General features: G+C 46.9%; 18 protein-coding genes. All 18 read right to left on the bottom strand.

What is annotated here, in order from left to right; all coding sequences use genetic code 11:
* Positions 1–23: 23 nt before the first annotated feature.
* Complete coding sequence (gene nrdR / locus ACN08W_RS02325; protein WP_419103023.1) at positions 24–614, bottom strand: transcriptional regulator NrdR; 591 nt, start codon at positions 612–614, stop codon at positions 24–26.
* On the bottom strand, positions 614–1,996 hold the full coding sequence (hisD, locus tag ACN08W_RS02320) for a histidinol dehydrogenase (RefSeq protein WP_419108703.1): 1,383 nt from the start codon (positions 1,994–1,996) through the stop codon (positions 614–616). The genes nrdR and hisD overlap by 1 nt, the downstream gene beginning before the upstream one ends.
* 58 nt (positions 1,997–2,054) lie before the next feature.
* On the bottom strand, positions 2,055–5,597 hold the full coding sequence (dnaE, locus tag ACN08W_RS02315) for a DNA polymerase III subunit alpha (RefSeq protein WP_419103021.1): 3,543 nt from the start codon (positions 5,595–5,597) through the stop codon (positions 2,055–2,057).
* Between the two features lie 50 nt (positions 5,598–5,647).
* On the bottom strand, positions 5,648–6,598 hold the full coding sequence (locus ACN08W_RS02310; protein WP_419103020.1) for an RluA family pseudouridine synthase: 951 nt from the start codon (positions 6,596–6,598) through the stop codon (positions 5,648–5,650).
* Positions 6,595–7,206: a signal peptidase II gene (lspA, locus tag ACN08W_RS02305; protein WP_419108702.1), complete on the bottom strand. Its 612-nt coding sequence runs from the start codon at positions 7,204–7,206 to the stop codon at positions 6,595–6,597. The genes ACN08W_RS02310 and lspA overlap by 4 nt, the downstream gene beginning before the upstream one ends.
* A 174-nt stretch (positions 7,207–7,380) precedes the next feature.
* Positions 7,381–8,082, bottom strand: coding sequence for a DivIVA domain-containing protein (locus ACN08W_RS02300; RefSeq protein WP_419103018.1), 702 nt, complete (start codon positions 8,080–8,082; stop codon positions 7,381–7,383).
* 349 nt (positions 8,083–8,431) lie between these two features.
* Complete coding sequence (locus tag ACN08W_RS02295; RefSeq protein ID WP_419103017.1) at positions 8,432–8,734, bottom strand: YggT family protein; 303 nt, start codon at positions 8,732–8,734, stop codon at positions 8,432–8,434.
* Positions 8,735–8,739: 5 nt separating this feature from the next.
* Complete coding sequence (locus tag ACN08W_RS02290) at positions 8,740–9,441, bottom strand: cell division protein SepF (protein ID WP_419108701.1); 702 nt, start codon at positions 9,439–9,441, stop codon at positions 8,740–8,742.
* Positions 9,442–9,603: 162 nt separating this feature from the next.
* On the bottom strand, positions 9,604–10,368 hold the full coding sequence (locus tag ACN08W_RS02285; RefSeq protein ID WP_419108700.1) for a YggS family pyridoxal phosphate-dependent enzyme: 765 nt from the start codon (positions 10,366–10,368) through the stop codon (positions 9,604–9,606).
* On the bottom strand, positions 10,355–11,179 hold the full coding sequence (locus ACN08W_RS02280; RefSeq protein ID WP_419108699.1) for a polyphenol oxidase family protein: 825 nt from the start codon (positions 11,177–11,179) through the stop codon (positions 10,355–10,357). The genes ACN08W_RS02285 and ACN08W_RS02280 overlap by 14 nt, the downstream gene beginning before the upstream one ends.
* A gap of 98 nt (positions 11,180–11,277) precedes the next feature.
* Complete coding sequence (gene ftsZ, locus ACN08W_RS02275; RefSeq protein WP_419106828.1) at positions 11,278–12,462, bottom strand: cell division protein FtsZ; 1,185 nt, start codon at positions 12,460–12,462, stop codon at positions 11,278–11,280.
* 205 nt (positions 12,463–12,667) lie between these two features.
* The gene (locus ACN08W_RS02270; protein ID WP_419108698.1) at positions 12,668–13,609 is read right to left on the bottom strand and encodes a cell division protein FtsQ/DivIB; all 942 of its coding nucleotides are present in this window, start codon (positions 13,607–13,609) and stop codon (positions 12,668–12,670) included.
* A 2-nt stretch (positions 13,610–13,611) separates the two neighbouring features.
* Complete coding sequence (gene murC / locus ACN08W_RS02265) at positions 13,612–15,093, bottom strand: UDP-N-acetylmuramate--L-alanine ligase (protein ID WP_419108697.1); 1,482 nt, start codon at positions 15,091–15,093, stop codon at positions 13,612–13,614.
* Positions 15,086–16,186 (bottom strand): undecaprenyldiphospho-muramoylpentapeptide beta-N-acetylglucosaminyltransferase, encoded by a 1,101-nt coding sequence (murG, locus tag ACN08W_RS02260; protein WP_419106825.1) that lies wholly within the window; start codon positions 16,184–16,186, stop codon positions 15,086–15,088. The genes murC and murG overlap by 8 nt, the downstream gene beginning before the upstream one ends.
* Before the next feature lie 66 nt (positions 16,187–16,252).
* Positions 16,253–18,049: an FtsW/RodA/SpoVE family cell cycle protein gene (locus tag ACN08W_RS02255; RefSeq protein ID WP_419108696.1), complete on the bottom strand. Its 1,797-nt coding sequence runs from the start codon at positions 18,047–18,049 to the stop codon at positions 16,253–16,255.
* Positions 18,050–18,144: 95 nt separating this feature from the next.
* The gene (gene murD / locus ACN08W_RS02250; protein WP_419108695.1) at positions 18,145–19,686 is read right to left on the bottom strand and encodes a UDP-N-acetylmuramoyl-L-alanine--D-glutamate ligase; all 1,542 of its coding nucleotides are present in this window, start codon (positions 19,684–19,686) and stop codon (positions 18,145–18,147) included.
* Positions 19,687–19,690: 4 nt separating this feature from the next.
* Complete coding sequence (mraY, locus tag ACN08W_RS02245; RefSeq protein WP_419108694.1) at positions 19,691–20,809, bottom strand: phospho-N-acetylmuramoyl-pentapeptide-transferase; 1,119 nt, start codon at positions 20,807–20,809, stop codon at positions 19,691–19,693.
* Entirely contained in the window at positions 20,806–22,395 is a 1,590-nt protein-coding gene (locus ACN08W_RS02240; RefSeq protein WP_419108693.1) for a UDP-N-acetylmuramoyl-tripeptide--D-alanyl-D-alanine ligase, read from the bottom strand. The genes mraY and ACN08W_RS02240 overlap by 4 nt, the downstream gene beginning before the upstream one ends.
* Positions 22,396–22,402 lie beyond the last annotated feature (7 nt).

Below are 22,402 nucleotides of genomic sequence, written 5' to 3'. Positions count from 1 at the left end.
GAAGGTTCTTTGTCGTATGTCCTTTATAAAAGGGTTGGTTGTTCTGGTCCCTCGTCTTGTTCGCGGTGATACAAGATATCTTCTGAAGGGTGAGAAGATGTTTCATGTCCCGTAATATCAAGAGTTCGAGGTGTCTCGTCATTGAGTGAGAGGTCAGCAGAATACTTCTTATATGTATCGCGTAGCCCTTCGATAGCTTTCTCAAAATCTTCTAGATTCTCGAAGTTCTGATATACACTCGCAAAACGAAGATAGGCAACAGCATCTAGCCGTGATAGCGGTTCAAGAATAGCTAATCCAACGGTATGAGCTTTTACGCGGTTATCTCCCAAAGAACGAATTTTTTCTTCAACTTCTTGTGAAAGTTTTGCTAAATCGTCTTCGCTTACAGGTCTGCCTTGGCAGGCTTTACGTAAGCCATTCACAATTTTTTCCCGTTTAAAAGGCTCTGTCACTCCCGAACGTTTCACAACAGATATACCCGTTGTTTCATACGTCGTGAAACGGTCTTCACAGTTATCGCATAAACGGCGACGACGAATCGCGCTGCCGTCTTCAATCACGCGCGAATCAATCACGCGTGATCCTGCCTTATGGCAGTATGGGCAGTTCATCAGAAGCTACCTCCTGATTCAGAAGAATCGCTCGCGCTACGAATGCTAATAGCTTCACCGTGCGCAGGGAGATCTTCTTCCTGTGCCAAGGTCACGATGTGGTCGCCAATGTCTTCTAACGCAGGTTGAGAATATTCAATCAGCTGAACAACCTTCATGAAAGTTGAGGTATTGAGACCTGATGCGAAAGAAGCTGTACCGGAGGTTGGTAACACGTGGTTTGACCCAGCAGCATAATCGCCGAGAGGAACTGGAGAATACGGGCCAATAAAAATAGCTCCAGCGTTACGCACACGTTGAGCAACCTCTACAGGATTCTTCGTATGAATCTCAAGGTGTTCAGCAGCATAAGCGTCAGCAACGCGTATGGATTGTTCTAAAGAATCTGTCAGAATAATTCCTGACTGGGGGCCTTCAAGGGCGGTCTTCACGCGGTCTCGGTGTTTCGTTACCGATGCTTGATGAGCAATAGCTTGAGATACACGTTCAGCGCATTCTGGCGAGTCAGTAATCAAAATAGAGCCAGCATTAGGGTCATGCTCTGCTTGGGAGATTAAATCTGCAGCTACATATTCTGCGTGAGCAGAATTATCTGCAATCACAGCAATTTCGGTGGTACCTGCTTCACCATCAACACCGACAACACCTTGTAACGCGCGTTTAGCTAAAGCAACAAAAATATTTCCTGGGCCGGTAATAGTATCAACGCTGATGAGTTCATCGTCAGCATCTTGTATGCCGTAGGCCATGGCTGCGAGAGCCTGAGCACCACCAATAGCCCAAACTTCACGAATTCCTAGAAGCGCAGCAGCCGCCAAAATAGTGGGGTGAGGCAACCCATCAAATTCTTTTTGTGGCGGGCTACATAACACGATAGATTCAACGCCTGCAGCTTGTGCCGGAACAGCGTTCATAATCACCGAAGATGGATAAACCGCTAAGCCACCGGGAACGTATAAACCTACACGTCGAACCGGTGTCCATCGGTTCGTGAGTTGAGCACCGGGAGCCACCTCAATTGTTCTGTCTTGAGGACGTTGTGCTTGAGCGAAAGTGCGGTTACGTTCGATAGAAATCTCTAAAGCTACTCGAACTTTTGGATCTAAGCGTTCTAAGGCATCCTCAAGAGCCGATTCTGGGACACGAAGGGAACTCTGACAAACGCCGTCAAAACGTTCTGCCAGTTCACGGATGTATTCTGCGCCGCTGTCTTTAACCCCTGCAATAATCTCTTCAACAGTTTGTTGAGCATTACCAACATACTCTGAGCTTTGACGAGGCATCAAAGCACGAAGCTGCGTATAACTATAATCTTTCCTCCGTACGTCCAAGAGAGAAAGTTTAGGAGGCAAATATTCTTGTTCTTCTGCAGGTCTGCTCATATGCATCATTCTACTGTGTTAGAGCAATAAAACCAGAACAGCGCACAAACAGCACCCATTATTCCAAACAAGTTGGCCCTAAAAGAACTTTTATGTCACCGTAGAAAGACGAATCAGGAGTAACACGCAAATGGCTACCAAGACGCATCAATGTCTTGCCAGTGCGAGTGCCTAACGCAATACGAACTTCGGCCTCCCCAGGGTGATTCTTAAGAATCTGTTGAAGTTGTAACAAGACTTCTTCAGTTGCTTTATATTCTGGAAGAGAGATGGTCACAGGCCCAACAGCGTCACCAGGGGTAAGTTCAAGGACCTTAATTTCCTGAGCACTAATACTGACAGCGCCATCATCTCGACGTTGCAAACGACCTTTAACCGTACAGATAAGATCATCGGTCAAGATAGGTGCGATAGGCTCATAGGCGCGTCCAAAGAACATAACCTCGATAGAACCGGTACGGTCCTCAAACTCAACACGAGCATACGGTTTACCACTCTTTTTTGCCACACGGCGAGTCACAGAAGTTATCATGCCAGCGATAGTGACCATTGAACCATCTGGTACCGATGATTCTTCATCGAAAAGAGACAGAATTGACGAGCTAGATAAAGCATCAAGCTGGTCTTCTAAACCTCTGAGCGGGTGGTCTGAGATATAGAGTCCCAGCATCTCACGTTCAAAGTTCAGCTTATCCCGCTTCTCCCATTCAGGAATATCGGGGATCTGCAAAATAGACTCGTTTCCTAAGCCCTCTTCTTCAAGTCCTAGGCTACCGAAAAGGTCAAATTGTCCGGTTGCTTCACGACGTTTCACGGAAGCAGCAGAATCTACAGCTTCTTCATGAATCGAAGATAGTGCACGCCGACTCTGCCCAAACTCATCAAACGCCCCAGCCTTAATCAAGGAATCAACGGTACGTTTATTGCACACGGTCAGGGGAACCTTCTTCATAAAATCTTGGAAAGATTCAAAACGTCCGTTTTCAGTTCTTGCACTCACAAGTGCAGCAACTACGGGGGCACCAACGTTACGAATTGCGCCCATTCCAAAGCGGATATCGTCGTTGACAGGAGTAAAGTTCAACTCGGATTCGTTAACGTCTGGAGGCAATACCGTAATGCCCATGTGGCGACATTCGTTGAGATACGAGGCAAGTTTATCTTTATCGTCGCCTACAGAAGTCAGCAAAGCAGCCATATATTCTTGAGGGTAATGTGCTTTCAGATAAGCCGTCCAATAAGAGACTAGACCATAAGCTGCAGTGTGGGATTTATTAAATGCGTAGGCGGAGAAGGGAAGCAGGACATCCCACAACGCTTTAATAGCTTCTTCAGAATACCCATTCGATAGCATTCCTTGATGGAAGCTCTCATACTGCCGGTCAAGTTCTTCTTTTTTCTTCTTACCCATTGCACGACGCAATAAGTCTGCTTCACCCAGAGTGTAGTTTGCTAATTTCTGTGCAATAGCCATAACCTGCTCTTGATACACGATCAAACCGTAGGTGGTATTGAGAATATCAGCCAGCGGCTCATCTAGCTCTGGATGAATAGGTGTGACTTCTTGTTGTCCGTTCTTACGCAACGCATAGTTTGTGTGAGAGTTTGCGCCCATAGGTCCAGGACGGTACAGAGCCAAAACCGCGGAAATGTCTTCAAAGTTATCCGGCTGCATCATTTTCAGCAAAGAACGCATCGGTCCACCGTCAAGCTGGAATACGCCTAATGTTTCACCGCGCGCTAGCAACTCATAGGATTCTTTATCGTCTAGAGACAACGCATCCAAGTCAAGGAAGAAGTCACGGTTTAGTTTAATGTTTTCAATAGCATCAGAGATGATTGTTAGGTTACGCAGACCCAAGAAGTCCATCTTGATGAGCCCAAGAGTTTCACACGTTGGGTAATCAAATTGGGTGATAATCTGACCGTCCTGTTCACGGCGCATAATAGGAATCAAATCTAGCAAATCATGGCTCGACATGATAACACCTGCAGCGTGTACACCCCACTGACGTTTGAGTCCTTCTAAGCCAAGAGCCGTGTCAAAGACTTTCTGACATTCAGGGTCTTCACGAAGTTGAGTGCGCATATCAGAGGCTTCGCCATAGCGTGCTGACTTCTCATCAATAATTTCTTTCAATGTCATGCCTTTACCCTGAACATCTGGTGGCATTAACTTGGTCAGGCGGTCACCCATCGAGAAGGGATAACCCAGCACGCGAGAAGAATCTTTAAGCGCTTGTTTTGCTTTAATCGTTCCGTAGGTAACAATCTGAGCAACTTTATCTTCACCATATTTTTCAGTGACATAGTGAATCACTTCAGAACGGCGACGGTCGTCAAAGTCCACGTCGAAGTCAGGCATGCTCACACGCTCAGGGTTCAAGAAACGTTCGAAGAGCAAATCATGCTCTAGGGGGTTGAGCTCAGTAATACGCATCGCGTATGCAACCATTGAACCTGCACCAGAACCACGCCCAGGACCAACACGAATACCATTATTTTTAGCCCAGTTAATGAAGTCAGCGACCACCAAGAAGTAGCCCGGGAACCCCATCTTTGAGATGACTTCTACTTCGTATTCTGCTTGTCGGCGCACATCATCGGGTACGCCTTTGGGGAAGCGGAAGTGTAGACCTTTTTCGACTTCTTTAACGAACCACGATTCTTCGTTCTCTCCCTCGGGAGTAGGGAATGCGGGCATATAGTTTGCTTTTGTGTTGAACTCTACGTTACAACGTTCAGCAATTTCTAGGGTATTATCGCAAGCTTCAGGGAAGTCACGATAGAGTTCTCGCATTTCTTCTGGAGATTTAAGGTAGAAGTTTGAAGCGTCGAACTTAAAACGTTTAGGGTCTTGCAGCGTGGTGCCAGATTGTACGCAGAGCAACGCCGCGTGCGCTTGAGCGTCGTGTTCATGAGTGTAGTGCAAATCGTTGGTAGCCACGAGTGGAAGCTTTAAATCTCGAGCGAGACGCATCAAATCTTCAACAACAACTTTTTCGATGCCGATGCCGTGATCCATAAGCTCACAATAGTAATTCTCAGCACCGAGAATATCTCGAAAATCGGAGGCAGCTTGAAGAGCTTCTTGATATTGCCCAAGGCGTAGGCGGGTCTGAACTTCTCCAGAGGGGCACCCTGTTGTCCCAATCAGCCCTTTACCATAAGTTTGCAGAAGTTCACGGTCCATACGAGGCTTATAAAAGTGGCCTTCAAGAGATGCCAAAGAGGACGCTCTAAAGAGATTATGCATACCTTGAGTGGTTTCTGCCCACAAGGTCATATGGGTATATGCACCACCACCAGAAACGTCACCGTATTCAGAGATATTTGGTTCACCCCAACGTACACGGCTACGGTCTGTCCGGTGAGTACCAGGAGTGACGTACGCTTCAAGGCCAATAATGGGTTTAACGCCGGCATCATTTGCTTTTTGCCAAAAGTCAAAAGCCCCAAAGAGAAAACCGTGGTCTGTCGTTGCCATGGCATCCATATTCAGCTCTTTAGCACGGCTAAAGAGTTCGGTCAGGCGCGCTGCACCATCGAGCATAGAATACTCGGTGTGTACGTGTAGATGAGTAAAACCTTTACCGCTCACGTTGTTCTTCTTTCCTCTAGCTTCGATGGTTTATTCTACTTGGAGTAGTCCTAGAACGTTCCTTCTCTTAACGACTCTAAAGCATACTCAAGGTCTTGAGGGTATTCGCTGGTGAATCTCATGTTCTTGCCACTGACCGGATGCTCAAACTCAAGGATATGGGCATGTAGCCATTGGCGAGTAAGCCCTAGATGTGCGCTCAACGAGGGATCTGCGCCGTAGGTCAGGTCTCCACAACAAGGGTGATTCAACGCTGAAAAGTGGACACGAATCTGGTGGGTGCGCCCTGTCTCTAAATGTACCTTGACCAAACTCGCACGGCCAAAAGCTTCTAGCACCTGATAGTGAGTGATAGAGTCACGGCCACCTTCGACCACCGCAAAACGCCATTCGTGGCCAGGATGCCTCCCAATAGGAGCGTCAATAGTACCCTCTAATGGATCTGGTATACCTTGAACTAAGGTGTGGTAGAGCTTTGTGACCGTACGTTCTTTGAACGCCCGTTTGAGAAAACTATATGAATGCTCATTCTTTGCTACCACCATAACACCAGATGTTCCAACATCTAAACGATGGACGATGCCTCGGCGTTCAGCAGCTCCAGAAGTTGAGATGCTCACGCCTAATCCCATTAAAGCACTAAGCACGGTAGGCCCGTGCCACCCTGGAGAGGGATGAGCTGCTACCCCAGCAGGTTTATCGATGACGACAATATCTTCATCCTCATAAAGAATAGAAAAACCGTCGACAAGCTGTGGGGTAATATCGCTTAGATCTCGAGGTGCTGGCGCGTCGACCTGTATCTGGTCCCCCAGCGAAAGCTTATAGCTTTTAGCAACTTTGACTCTACGTCCAGAGGCATCAAACACCTGAACATCACCGTTTTTAATCCAAGTTGCAGCTAGAGTCCTTGCCACATCAAGACTTTCAGATAAAGCAGCGTCAAGACGTAAACCGGCAAACTCTTTAACAACACTCTGGTATGTAATTCTTTGACTCATACGTTGGTTTCGTGACTTTCCTGATCGGTGTTATGTGGGTTCTTCTTCTGAGAATATTCGTACGTTCCGTCAAGACGAACAGAACGAAAATTCTGAAATACAATCAGTGCCATGGCGATGCAGATGCACGAATCAGCGACATTAAAGATGGCAAAGTTTCCGATAGAAATAAAATCTACAACATGTCCAATACCAAATCCTGGCGGGCGAAGAAGCCTATCGGTCAGGTTCCCCAATACGCCACCTAACAATAGTGCTAAGGAGAAAATCCATAGTGTTGATCGTGCTCGGACAAGGCACCATAAGCATATCAGGACGGCAGCTACCATGATGAGGGTAAAAACTAGGGTGTAGCTGGTTCCCAGAGAGAACGCTGCACCAGAGTTAAGAATGTAATACCAACGAAGGAGTCCGGGAATAACTGGAATCTTTTCCTCCAGCGTCATGGTGGTTTCAACGAGATATTTAGTGCCTTGATCTGCTCCGTAAGCAATCAACACTGTCAGGAATGCTGTCAGTAGTTTGGGGAAGACAGATAAGGTGTGCGCAGATGGATTGGAGTCAGCCGAGTATGAATTCTGCGCATGATGCGTGTGTTCTTCAGACATCCGGTGTTCTTTCCCATCTGCTACAAGTTCTCAAAATGGTTGGTGTGGAGCTTATCCTTATCGGTATCACCGGTTCAAGGTCAGCTCTCATCACTATTTTATATAAACGGACGGGATAGTGAGGCATCATGATGATGCTTCCCACTATCCCGTCAAAAGCTCTAATCTAAGATTTTAGCGCATAAAGGAGCTACCGGTAGGAGTAACTGTTGAGTCAAGTTTGCTCTCAACAGAAGGAGCGCTCTCCAAATCCTGAAGTTGCTCTTCGATGTACTTTCGCATACCTTCACGGTATTTCTTCTCGAATCCGCGCAGTTTCTCGACAGTAGCTTCAAGGTTAACTTTATTCTGTTCGAGCTCACCCAGAACTTTGGAACGCTCTTCTTGAGCAGAAGTTAGCAGTCGTGCAGACTCCTCACGTGCTTCAGCAATGAGACGTTCACGCTCTGTCTCACCTTGGAAGACGTAATCATCGTGAAGTTTCTGAGCCATAGCAAGCAATCCAGCCGCACTATTCGTACCCACGCCGAGACCACCACCAGCATTTTCTGCTGCGTCGGTAGCTTCGGGGTCTGTGCTTGCAGCAGGCTGAGGTTCTGCAACTGCTGCAGCAGCAACAGGGGCGTTCTGTTCTTCAGCAGAAGCAACAGCAGAGCCACTTTGAGCTTCTACCTGCTCCAGTTCCTCTTGAGCCTGAGACAAACGACTCTCGACTTCTTCAAGGTTTCGTTTGAGAGTTGCGTTCTCGCTATTGAGACGACGCAATTCAACAACAATTTCGTCAAGGAAGTCGTCGACTTCCTCAGGGTTGTACCCCTCTTTAAATTTGGTTGCCTGGAACCGTTTGTTAATGACGGCTTCTGGTGTAAGTGCCACTAAATATTCACCTCTAAATTCAAGCTTTTGCTGGACTCCCCGACGCAGCGGTGCATCATCCCTAAAACACCGCTACTCTCTGAACATTCTTCCTAGTTTTTTAAACTCAGCAACTAGGATACACGTGAGTTCACGTAAAGTTGCCGTTTTATCGTGGAAAATTCTTCAATTATCCCCAAAAATATGAGAACTATTGTTTTGTACACGACACTCTATCTGCGTTGCACCGTCGTTGGTCTCCGATATTAACGTAGAAGAATCTCGAGCTGAAAACTACCCACCATAAAACATTCCTTGTACTAGATTACTACTCTTATGCCTCAATCAGCTCATCTGCAAAGAGTTTGGTTTAAGAAAACATAAAGATTAATCGGAAAAGGAAGTTATTGATAATCATAATCGCAAAGATAAGAATCAAGAATCCCAAATCTAAGGACATGCCACCCACGCGTAGCGGAGGAACAAGCCGACGCAAAGCCTTCAGTGGAGGGTCCGTTATCGCATACACCGCAGAGGCTACGATAAGGAAGACGCCTTGAGGTTTCCAAAAACGTGAAAACATCTGCACCCAGTCAAACACCAAACGTAAAAGCAATGCAAAGTACAGGATGAAGACAAGGATGCTCAGTAAAGCTAAAAGGTAACCAACCATGTGTTTTAGCCTTGGGTAAAGAAGTCGAGAGATTCGCTATCAATCGCCACAGGAACTTCAGTAGCTTTGGAACCGGCAACTTCAACATTTGACGGAGTCAGAAGAAATACTTTTTCGGTTACCCGTTCTAGGCTGCCTTCTAAAGCAAAAGTTAGACCTGCACAAAAATCGATGAGGCGTTTCGCATCAGATTCTGTCATCTCAGTAACATTCATGATAACGGGGATGTTACTACGATAGGTTTCGCCAATGGTCTTAGCATCGTTATAGGAGCGGGGGTGAACGGTGGTGATGAGGCGCAATTCTTCTTCGCTTTCGTCATTAGGTTGAGTACGCTGAGGAGTACGGCCCACAGCGTTTGAGGATACAAAAGATTTTTCAGTTTTTTGTTCTGAAGGTGTCATATTGTACGTTGGTTCGTACTTTTGTTCAGCTTTCTCTTCATCAGCAAGATATGGGTCTTCTCGCTGGTCAGATACCAAATCATGAGACATGACTCTAGACGCATCCTCTTCTACAGGATACTGGTCGTACTCATCATCAGGGAAATTATAAAGAACATCACGGTTCTGACGGTAGTCATCGTCATACTCTTCTGCATAATCGTCAAAATCATCGTAACGATCTTGTACGCGATCTCGCGCAGGTTCTGCCTGTTCCCCTAAACCAAGGAATGACATCGCCTGATGAAATGTACGCCCTGCCATTTTTCACTCCATCTATAACATCACCGGTTTTAAATAAAGACTCAAAATCCGGCATAGTTGCTTCTTCAATGTTTCACAGTATCAATTCTAGAGTTCTTTAGGGTAGGAAAACGCGCCTAAGAAAGAAAAAGAGAACAATAAACCAACGTGGTTTTTAGTCACTTAAGGACGTGCACCCATAATCTCTGAGCCAACACGCACCCTCGTTGACCCCCAACGAATAGCTTCTTCAAGGTCACCACTCATCCCAGCAGAAATTTCCCAAGCCTGAGGAAAAAACTCTTGCAGCTTCTGAGAAATACCATAAAGTTTCTCAAAACTTTTCTCAGCATCTCCGCCCAAAGGAGCAACTGCCATCACTCCAGAACACGAGAGCCCCTCACATTGTTCAAGACGCTCAGCGATACGAAATATCTCATCACCAGTAGCGCCTCCACGCGAGGAACTATCATCTGCTTCAGACGATAAATTGACTTGTACAAAGCACGATAAAGGACCGGAGACTAAGGATTCTCCCCCATTCTGTTCACATTGAATTTTGGCTTTGTTTAAAGCCTCCACCAAGGAAATCCTGTCAACAGAATGCACTTCATGCGCATAACGAACAACAGACTTCGCTTTATTGCGCTGTAGCTGCCCGATAAAAGACCATCTCAAAGAATCATGCGAATCTACCATCGGTTCAAGCGTACGAGCTTTCTCATGAGCTTCTTGATCACGGTTCTCACCCACAGAGCGAACCCCCGCATGATAAAGAGCTAAGATATCTTCAGCAGGAAAGAATTTTGTCACAACAGTGAGTTCGACTTTGTGACTTTGAGCAGTTCGGGAGCCAGAATAATCCTGCTCGGCACAGCGGATACGTTCTTGAACACGCATCAGGTTGCTCTTTAACTCTTCTGCACGTTGCATGCTATAGGTTAACACTAGTACCTCTTTCCCTAAGATTTTCAACCCATACAAGACCTGCAAAACGACCTTGAGGTTCACCCCTACGATGAGAGAACAAATGCTGGTTTTCAAAGGTACAACAAGCCATAGATGTGTCAATCTTTATCTCATACGGCAGTTGTCGAAGAGCTTGTTCAGCACCAGCAGACAAGTCTAAAGCCGTCGTGCCCCAACGAGTCTGAGATCGAACAGCTGAAAGAATTTGAGTAGACTCTTCCTGCATCTTTTCGGGAACTTCATAACATTCACCGCAGATGGATGGGCCTATCCATGCAGTAATTTTTTCTGCTCCTCGGCGCACTAATGATTCCACAGTCTGTTGCAAGACGCCGTCAAGTAGTCCTCTCCGCCCTGCATGTGCAACCGCAGTCAACGGAAAATATGTGGCAGAACATTCAGCAGTAAAAATCACGGGGATACAGTCAGCAACCATAATGGCCAGAGGTTTTCCTTGGGCGGATATCACGGCATCTGCTTGAGGCGCATCAGTAAGGAGGGACTGTGCATACATCAGACGTTCTTGTTCATGGTAAGAATGAGGCATTACCGGTTGAAGATACTGTGTATCAGCGTCGACGATGTCAACACCATGAACCTGATTTACATACGTAAATTGTTCTGAGCCGAGGTTTAAAGACTGTTCAAGGTGTTCACGGTTCTTGAGAACATCTAAAAAATTTTGCCCTACGTGCAACCCTAGATTTCCTGCTGAAGCAGAGCTAAAAGCAATATGGACAGGACGGTCGTGCAATGTTTCAACCGTATGTGCTGCCAGAGGTGAACTCATGGTGTCCTCCAGAAAAAAGAGTGGATATAAAAAGAACAAAGCTCTTGGCTATAGATACGGTGAGGTTTCTACGCCAAGAGCTTTGCTCTTTTAGATGATTATTTGAGGAAGTCAGGGACGTCCAAAGAATCTTTACGAGGAGCTTCTTCAACAACTGGTGGAAGATCTACATCAAAACCAGCGTTGTGAGGCACGTCGTTGCCCTGTGACTGCCAAGAGTTTGCTGCAGGCGCTTGAGAAGGCTGAGCTTTAGCAGTTGCACCAAAAGGTGAGCTCTGCTGTGCAGACTGCTGAACGGATGAGCTATTTCCGTTAGCGTTTGTCTCAGGGTTGACAGAATCAAAGCCAGCTGCAATGACGGTCACACGAGCTTCATCACCGAGTGCATCATCAATAACAGCACCAAAGATGATGTTCGCATCGGGGTGTGCAACTTCCTGAACGAGGCGAGCAGCTTCATTGATTTCGAAGAGACCCAAATCTGAGCCACCCTGGATAGAGAGAAGAACACCGTGTGCACCATCGATAGATGCTTCAAGAAGAGGTGAAGCAATAGCGAGCTCTGCAGCTTTAACAGCGCGGTCTTCACCAGAAGCTGAGCCGATACCCATCAATGCAGAACCTGCTCCTTGCATCACAGACTTGACGTCTGCGAAGTCAAGGTTAATCAAGCCGGGTGTGGTGATGAGGTCGGTAATGCCCTGAACACCAGAGAGAAGCACCTGATCTGCAGATTTGAAGGCGTCTAGCATTGAGACGTTACGATCTGAGATAGAGAGCAAGCGGTCGTTAGGAATAACAATCAAGGTATCAACTTCATCACGCAAAGCTGCGATACCGGTTTCCGCTTGGTTAGAACGACGACGACCTTCAAAGGTGAAGGGGCGTGTTACAACACCAATGGTCAACGCACCCAAAGAACGTGCAATACGAGCAACGACAGGAGCGCCACCGGTACCGGTGCCACCACCTTCACCGGCAGTCACAAACACCATGTCTGCGCCTTTGAGGACCTCTTCGATTTCTTGCTCGTGGTCTTCTGCTGCCTGACGTCCAACCTCGGGGTTAGCGCCTGCACCAAGACCGCGTGTTAGCTCGCGACCAACGTCGAGCTTAACGTCTGCATCAGACATCAACAGCGCTTGTGCATCAGTATTAATTGCGATGAACTCGACACCGCGAAGACCAACCTCAATCATGCGGTTGACAGCGTTGACACCGCCGCCGCCGATACCGACGACTTTAATGACTGCTAGGTAGTTCTGGGGGGTATTTGCGTCCATGAAGTCCCTCTAACGATTTTTAGGAATTATTGATGAATAAATACCAAACCTTCAACTTTATATTGAATGACATTTATTCGATTTATGTGTATTTCAACTAGAAGAGTACCAACACTACGGAGGTTCTGTCGCTTTACATCTCAAAAAAACAGGATATTTTCTCGAAAAAGTAAGAATTGCACCCGAAGTTCAACTTTAAGTTGAACTATCGAGTCGTAGGAACCAAGGGGCTTGAGACATCAAAGACCTTAATCTGCTGATCCTCACCCAAAGCCTTCATAAGTTCAATAAGAACTTTAGCTTTAAGGTCACTGTCTGCTGTTGTCCCCCACAAAACCTGACGATCATCACCCATCATCAATGTAATCGTCGATGTAGAATCAGCTTTCGCCTCAGTCACCATAGACAACAAATCACGAGGCAAAGATTCAAGAACCCGAGTCACCGTTTTAAACTGTGGGGTATTCACAATAGCGCCACCACCAGCAATCAAAGGAACACCACTAGCCTCTAAAGAATCAACGCGAGAAAGCATCACGCCATCACTATCGACTAAAACAAACTCTGAGCCATCGCGAATCGCAGCCACCGGAATACGTTCATGTAGAGTAACAATCAGTTCGTGGGGAGCCCGAGCAGAAATAGAAACACCTCGAAGAATCTGTTGATGACCAATCAAAGCAGACACCTCTTGATCACTCACACGAGTTAAAGGAACACCCTCTAAGCCACGTAATTTCTCCTCAACTGACGAACTCGACAACAAAGAAGCACCCTGCACAGTAATCGTTTTAATAGCCAAAAGCGGAGAGTAAAAAACTACACCAACGAATATCGCAGCAATGACCAGAAGACCTAAGAAGGTATAAATCCAGCGTTTAACTGACTCACGAGAAAAAGACCACACGCCAGATGACGAAGAGGAGGATGCCGCAGTATGAACAGCAGAACTGCTCTGTTGCCCTGTAGAAGAGCCTTTCGCCGCAGCGCGAGTAGAACGCCATTGAGCAAAACGCCGAGAGTTCGCACTGACCAAAGAATCATCTTCTACAGGCTTCACCTTAGAAGAGTTAATACGAACGACAGGAGCGTCATTCGACGGCTGTCCATCCTTCAAAGTCGAAAGCTGTTCACGATCTTCAGACATACCTATACTTTCGCGCGTTTCGATAGACGCTCAACCAGTTCTGAACCATAAGCTGTTACGTCCCCAGCACCTACCGTCATGATGACGTCGCCAGGGCGAGCTTGAGAAATCATCTTCTCTAAAGCCTCCTCAGGCTGAGCATAATGTACCTCAGAGAAACCCGCCTCAGTAATCAACGCGCTAGTAACACCCTCGATAGGAAGCTCACGAGCCGGATAAATATCCAAAACATACGAGCGGTCTGCAGTCGATAAAGCCTGAGCAAACTCCTGAGCAAACTCCTGAGTGCGAGAAAAAAGATGCGGTTGGAACAACACATAGAGATTATGCCCAGCAGCAACTGTCCGTCCTGCTTCTAGTGCACGAAAAACTTCCGTGGGATGATGCGCATAGTCATCAAAAACTCTAATATCGTTGACAACTCCACGCAGGGTAAAACGACGGTCAGTGCCCTGAAATTGGGTCACTGCTTTGAGACTAGACTCAGCCTCATAACCGGCCAAAACACCGCAAATAAAAGCAGCTAAACCATTTAACTGATTATGTTTACCCGGAACATTGAGCACCAGCTGTCCGGCACCTTGTACGTTTTGCTCCCCTACCATGAAATCCCATGTCACGTGTGAAGAGCAAACGATACCGTCACTGGTAGTTTCGGAAAGACGCACGTGAGCATCTTCAGCCTCACCATAAGTAATCACAGAATAACCGGCTTCACGCGTACGTGATGCTAAATCCCGAGCACCTGCATCATCGATACAAGCGATAAGAACACCATCCTCAGGCATCGAAGCAACGAACCGTGCAAAAGCTTCATATACTTTATCTGCTGTTCCATAAAAATCAATGTGGTCAGGTTCAACGTTTGTTACCACAGCAATTTGAGGACGATAGCGCACAAAAGAGCCATCAGATTCATCAGCTTCAGCAACAAACCAAGAGCCCTGCTGGTTAGAGCTCAAATGAGCATTCGTACCGTAACCGGCAATCGTGGATCCAACAGCAAAAGAAGGGTCAGCGCCCAAAGCGCCCAGCGTTACAGAAATCATCGAGCTAGTCGTCGTTTTCCCATGAGTTCCAGCTACTGCAACAACTTCAGAAGTACCCATCGTTGCCGCTAAAGCCTCAGAACGGTGAAGTACACGAAGCCCTAGCTCCCGAGCTTTTACAAGTTCTGGATTATCAGCCATAATCGCCGTAGACACTACAACGGTATCAACATTCACAACGTTCTCAGCTGCTTGCGGAGTAAAAATCTCAATACCAAGTTCTCGTAAACTGTCCGTAACCGAAGACTCAGCACGATCAGATCCAGAAACGCTCACCCCAGCCTGAACCATCAAACGGGCAATTGCAGACATACCGGCTCCGCCGATACCCACAAAGTGAACTTTTCCTAAAGAATCCAGCGATAAACGTTCTGGGAAAGGAGGAGTTAACGGATGTGGAAGATCTAGCTGAAGGTTCATCAAATTGTTAGTCATGCTTTACCGCCTTTAGTACTTCAGTTGCCATCGTAGAAGCCGCATTACGGATTCCTTGAGCATAGGATTTTTCTGACATGTCACGGAGTTTATTCGCATCTGCCAATAAAGCAGGAATATGCTCAACAAACCATTGAGTAGTAAACTCTGCATCTTTGACAAGGACTCCGGCACCGGATTGAATCAAAGAACGAGCATTAAACTCTTGCTCCCCATTGCCAATAGGCAACGGAACAAAAACAGCGGGAACACCTACAGCAGCGACTTCGCTCACGGTAGCTGCTCCTGAACGAACAACTAAAAGATCCGCAGCAGCATACACATCTTCCATGCTGGTAATAAACTCTCGTTGCACATAACGTGGTGCTTCGAACAACATACCGTCAGGGGTTTTTATTGACTTGTCACGCCCTGTAATATGCAAGATCTGAAAATTCCACTGAGGCAATTCAGAAAGAATACCCTCAACAGTATCGTTTAGGCTCTTAGCTCCCAAAGAACCGCCCGTGACCACTAACGTTGGCAGTGACGGGTCAAGTCCTAAACGCTTTCGAGCGTCTTCTCGTAAGGATTCACGATCTAAAGACTCAATATTCTCACGCATTGGCATACCGACATGTTGCGCTTGAGCAATTTTGGTATCAGGAAAAGCTGTTCCAACAAAAGCAGCTCTCTTCGCTCCAAAAACATTCGCCATTCCTGGTTTTGCGTTAGCCTCATGAATCACGACAGGAACAGAAAGCATTTGAGCAGCAATATACATCGGAGGACACACATATCCGCCAACACCAACCACAACATCAGCCCCCGAAGACATCAGAATCTGACGGGCCTTTTGCACGCCCTGCATAAACTTTACGGGGAACTTCACCGCTGCCAGATTAGGCCTACGAGGAAAAGGAGCACGAGAAATAAAAGCTATCTCATACCCAGCTTGAGGAACGATGTCTGCTTCCAGTCCATCCTCTGTACCGACCATAAGAATTTTTGCGTCAGGTGATTGGCGAGTAACTTCTCGAGCAATAGCCAACATAGGGTTGATATGCCCGGCGGTTCCGCCACCTGCCAAAACAATGGAGGGGCTTATCGTCATGGGTTAAGTCTCCGTTCAATTTGTATGAACTTCAATTCTACGCCGGATCCTCTCACAACCCAAAGATTATTCTTCTCGACGAGTTCTACGGCGAGCTCCTTGAGCAGAGCCCTGACGATGATTATTCGTACGTGAAGTCCGTCGTGATGCTTCAAATTCATTTCTACGATCTACGTGAGAACCCCGCTGAGCCCTATGCGATTGTTGTCTGAGATGGAACTGTTCGGACCTATCTCGACGTTGAGGATGCCGGTCTGCCCCACGACTAGCACCAGAGATTCCTTGACCCACAGGTTTTTCTCGTTGTTCTCGAGACACACGAGGATTGCTCCCCCGACGAGAAGGCTCACCTTGAGGACGTCTCCGTTGAGAGGCCGAAGCCTCCTGGTAGCGACGAGGTTGAGAGCGTTGCGCAGAAGATCGTGAAGGATATTTTGAACCCTGAGGTGACGATGTTGAGACCGCCGCCGGCCCTAAGCCAAAGAAACCTAGTACAGATATAGATTTCTCATAGCGTTCAGTAAAAGGAGCTAACGGTTGGCGAAGACGTCGTTCTTCATCCCGAACGATTCTTCCCAGACGTGCACGACGGCGAGCATCCTTCTCATGAGATTTGGTAGAGAAGAGTTGCTCATTACCCGCTGTAATCGAAAGTAACGGGCTCTGCCGGGCAAAAGCGATAAGTATGCCCACCGCCAAAAGTGAGGTCACCAGTGACGAGCCACCATATGAGATAAAAGGTAGCGGAATACCAATCACGGGGAGGATTCCCGTCACCATAGCAATATTAATAGTTGCTTGGCTTACCAGCCATAGCATAATTCCGCCCGTAGCAAGAATGACGAAACGATCAGCACTACGGAGCATGATACGGACACAGCAGTAAATAAGCCCAAGATATAGAACGATGATCAATAAGGTGCCGACCAGTCCAAGCTCTTCACCAATGACCGCAAAAATATAGTCGTTATGAGCTTCGGGAAGATAATTGTATTTCTGGCGTGAACGGCCTAAGCCGACACCCCAAAAACCGCCCGTTGTCAAAGCTGCCAAACCTGCATCAGACTGATCACAAATTGAGCCTTGGCACTTACCAAAAAGCCCTAAAATACGTTGTAAACGGTTTGAACTCACCAATACTGAAGCAACACCGGCAACAGCAAAAATACCTAGAAGAGTAGCAAAAGACTTGGAAGTAATTCCTGAGAACCACAACATTCCTAAGAAAATAATGGCATAAACAATAACGGTACCGATATCTTTACCTAAGGTAATTGCACCGATAAGAGGCAACCCCCAAAGCACTTTCAAAGGAAAAGGAGATTTAGAATCTTCCGGAGAAAGTCTACGCTGGGATAAGACCCACGCCATCCAGATAACAAAAACAATCTTTGCCAGCTCAGACGGCTGAATTTGAATAAAACCGATATTCAACCAGTTGCGGTTACCACCAATTTCTTTACCAAATTGAGAGGTAAAAAGCTGAATGATTGTCATAATGGCAAGCAAAATATGCAGTATCCAGCCACGACGATAGAGCGTTACTGGTACATAAGAGAAAATACTCAAAGCAACAAAGCCAATCACCCCAAAAAGAGCTTGGCGTACCGCTTGGCTAAAAGGTGAAAGTTGAGCAGCAATAGCTTCAACACTAGAAGCTGAAAGTACCATCATGATGCCAAAGAGTGTTAATCCCACGGCAATCAAAAAAAGCAATAATGCTACATCACTAATTGAAGAGTTCTCAGCACGTCCACGAACACCCACATACCAAGAAACTAAACGGTCACGAAAGCTCCTATGAGTGTGCTCTGATAAAGGTTCTGAGGCACCAGAAGAGTGTTCTGGGGTTGTCGTGCTCAAACTATTGTCCCTTCACCTAGCAGTTAACAATCGCTAGGGTTAGTGTTTTCACCTCCGGTTGAGGAAGAAATGATGTCTTCTTACAAGAACCGGTTTTATTCGTCCTCTGTTGAGCTAAGTTTCTCTACCAGTTGCGTAACGGCCTCAATAAAACAGTCGCCACGGTCTGCATACGACTTAAATTGGTCCATTGAAGCAGCAGCAGGAGCCATGAGCACAGTGTCTTTTTCTGAAGCTAATTCATAAGCTTGAGCAACAGCACGAGACATAATGTCAGCGCCACTAGCAGATTTTTCTAGCTCATCAGTGACATTATAAAGCGGAACGCTGGGAGCATGCTTTGACAAAGCCTCGCGTAAGGAGAGCGTATCTGTACCAATGAGAATCACAGCTTTGAGACGATGTACATGAGAACGTACTAGCTCCTCATAGTCAACACCTTTTGAGAGCCCTCCAGCAATCCAAAGGACTGAATCAAAAGAGCTCAGCGAAGCGTGTGCAGCATGAGGATTAGTAGCTTTTGAATCATTAACCCACAGTACCGAATGGGTGTGAGCTACCGGTTGAATACGATGAGCGCCAGGTTCGAAACTCTTTAAACCGCGTTTAATATCTTGTGGAAGAACGCCAGCAGCACGGCATAAAGCAGCCGCTGCTAAAGCATTCTCAACAGTATGTTTGGTGGGAAGAGCACCAGTATCAGCAATTTCAGCAAGTTCTAAAGCCTCATGTTGACGGTTATCGGTAAACGCACGGTCTACCAATAATCCTTCAACAACGCCTAACATCGAAAGCGCCGGAGAATTTGCGTGGAAGCCGATAGCACGGCACCCTTCGAGAACATCGGCTTCTTCAACCATACGAATAATGTTCTGATGTTCGGCATGGAAAATACACGCCACCTGTGTATTTTCATAAATACGGGCCTTATCCGCAAGATAGTTCTCGTACCCTTCATGCCAATCAACGTGGTCTTCTGCAACGTTAAGCACTACAGAGGCAAGAGGAGACATTGAGTGCGACCAATGCAATTGGAAACTAGACAGTTCCACCGCAAAATAATCGTATTCGACAGGATCTCTCAAGGCATCGAGAATAGGTGTTCCCACATTTCCCACAGCAACCGCACGGTACCCTGCCTGCTGAAGGATAGATTCCGTCATGCCCACCGTTGTTGTTTTACCGTTAGTTCCAGTAATACACAACCATTGTGGAGTTTTTCGTCCCTGACGAGTATTCAGACGCCAAGCAAGCTCCACATCACCCCATACCTGAATACCGTGTTCTTGAGCTTCAACGAATAGCCCAAGGTTAGGGCGTAGCCCAGGGCTCGTGACAATAAGTTCAGGAAGCTGCCCGTTAACGAGAGGTAGATGATCCATCGCATCTTCAGATAAGAGCGCATCAGCTAGACCAACAATTTTAAGGGTCTGAACTTTTGAACGGTTTTCTTCAGTATCAGCATTATCAATCACTAATACCTCTGCGCCCAGTTCAATCAGAGTATCGGCAGCAGAAAATCCTGAAACGCCAAGTCCAGCGACGACGACACGCAGACCTTTCCATGGTGCGTCCCAGCTCGTAAGGTTTTCAAGACGTGAAGATGAGTAGACGGGGTTCTCGTTGGTTGCACGCATAGTTCTAGTTTACTATCCCTCCGTGGCCAATCAGCCAGTCACCATAAAATACGCCAAGACCAAGCATGACAAAGACTCCAGCTATAATCCAAAAACGAATCACAACCTGAACTTCCGGCCATCCGCCCAGCTCAAAATGATGTTGCAACGGGGTCATCCGGAAGATACGGTTACCTTTGGTTAGCCTAAAATAAGTTAGCTGCATTATAACGGTCACGGTAATCACGACAAATAGCCCTGCGAGGAGGACAAGAAGCAGCTCAGTTCTTGTCAAGATAGCGAAAGCGGCTAACGCCCCACCAAGCCCTAAGGCTCCGGTGTCTCCCATAAAGATTGAAGCCGGAGAGGTATTCCACCATAAGAATCCGACCAACGCACCGATAAGGGAAGCAGCAATCATCGCTAACTGTTGAGGATCACGAACTTCGTAGCAGACAGATTCTCCCGCTACACCGTTGCACAGGTGCTGGGTCTGCCACAGCGAAATCATCAGATATCCAGAAAACACCAGAATAGAAACACCAGTAGCTAAACCGTCTAAACCGTCGGTAAGGTTCACCGCATTACTCGTGCCGGTGATAATCAAATTGCCCCAAAGGATAAAAAGGAGTATTCCAATAATTGGGCCAAAGGTTAAGAAGTCAAACGCGGTGTCCCTCGTAATAGAAATCGCGCTAGAGGCTGGAGTGCGACCTTGAGCGTTTGGGAAGAGTAGAGCCAGACCGGTGAAGATAGTACCTACAAGCCCTTGAAGAATAAATTTTTCACGAGGTTTAAGACCTTCAGACTGTTTCTGAGAAATCTTGCGTATATCGTCGATGAGTCCGATTCCTGCCATACCCAACATCAAGAATAAGGCCAATAGCGCGGAGGCAGAAGGTACCCACGAAGATTTGAAAAACACCGCGGTTATCACGAGCGATAGGAAGAATCCCAAAGCAGTTGCCAACATCATCACAAGCCCGCCCATAGTAGGGGTACCCAGTTTCTTCTGATGCGATTCTGGACCTTCCTCACGGATGAATTGGCCATAACGATGACGGGTTAAATATTTGATGAGTATTGGAGTGCCGAAAATTGAAATCGTCAATCCAAAAGTTGCCGCTAAAAGAATGGGAATCATGCTGTGGTATCGCCTTCCGGCTTGTGTTGCACAAGAGTATTTTCGGTCATGTTCTGAATATCAAAATCTGAGTTTACCTGTTGCGAAGGCTCACCGGCGCTCAACCACTGTGTGGCGTTTGTGTCACGTTCTTCACTGAGCAACTTCTCAACGGTAGCCACACGTTCTCCCAATTTTCCAAGACCGGCAGAATGAGAGGATTTAAAGAGAAGAATATCTTCTGGCTGAGCTTCATGACGAATGAGTTGATAGGCCTCTTCTACAGTCGCAACCCACGTTGCCTCTTCTCCCCAGGAGCCTTCAAGGTGTGCTGCATTGTAAATAGGCTGAGCAATATCGCCGACAGCTACAATCTTCGAAATGTTCATCCGTACTGCGTAACGTCCAAGTTTATCGTGTTCGGCAACAGAGACCTCACCCAGCTCAAGCATGGGCCCAAGAATAGCCCACGTCCGTCGCTGTTGAGTACGACCCAATTGAGCTAAGGCTCGTAAAGCTGCCACCATAGATTCGGGGTTTGCGTTATAAGCATCGTTAATGACGATAATTCCATCGGGACGGTCCGTACGTTGCATACGCCAACGCGAAACAGCTTGAGAAGTATTAAGGACCTGTGCAATAGCCTCCGTAGAAATTCCTGCCTGATACGCAACACTAGCAGCAGCGAGAAGGTTGTATACGTGGTGCTCACCGATGAGTTGTGAACATACCTTATATGAGGAATGATCGGGGAAGACTAGAGTAAATTCTGGGCACCCATTGTTATTTGTTTGGACGTCTTGAGCGTATACACGCTCATAGTGTTGGTCTGTTTGCTGATTGTTTGCTCCGATACCAAAATAGGTGACGGGTGTTATGGCTCGTGAGACCATTCGACGTACACGTTGGTCATCATCGTTGAGGCAAAGACTGAGTTTCACGCCTTCAGCAAGTTCGCCTTTAGTCTTTTCGATGTTGTCAACCCCACCAAATTCTCCAGCATGAGCTGTTCCAACTTTGAGGATGACGCCATAATCGGGGCGAACTATGTTCGCTAAGTATTCGATATGGCCAAGACCGTCAGCTCCCATTTCAATCACTAAGTAACGGGTGTTCTCATCTGCTCGGAAAACAGTTAGAGGAACCCCAACTTCGCCGTTATAAGAACCAATCGGAGCGATGGTTTCCCCAGCTGTAGCGAAAATCTGAGCGAGAAGATCCTTGGTTGTGGTTTTACCGGCAGAACCGGTAATACCAACCACTGTTAGCTTAGATTTTTCACGCATCTTCTGAACACAGAATTCTGCTAAGCGACCCATTGCGAGCACCATGTCGTTTACCACAATCTGTGGGTATGGGGTACCGTCTTCTTGTTCAATGGGACGTTCAACTAATGCGAGGCTAGCACCGGTTTCAAAAGCAGCGGGAACGAATAGATGTCCATCGGTCTGTTCTCCGGGCTTTGCAAGAAAGAGTGTGCTTTCTCGTACTTCACGAGAATCGGTTGTTGCAAAGTTGCACGTTATTTGTTGGGCAGCTTCAGTAGAGATTCCTTCTAAGCTACCGCCGGTTGCCTGAGCAATCTCTGCAGCGGTTAACGTAATCATATTGTGT

Origin of the sequence: Rothia sp. CCM 9419 (assembly GCF_048512815.1) — a bacterium.
In the GTDB taxonomy this organism is placed as follows: domain Bacteria; phylum Actinomycetota; class Actinomycetes; order Actinomycetales; family Micrococcaceae; genus Rothia.
This window is presented reverse-complemented; position numbering and strand designations above follow the sequence as displayed.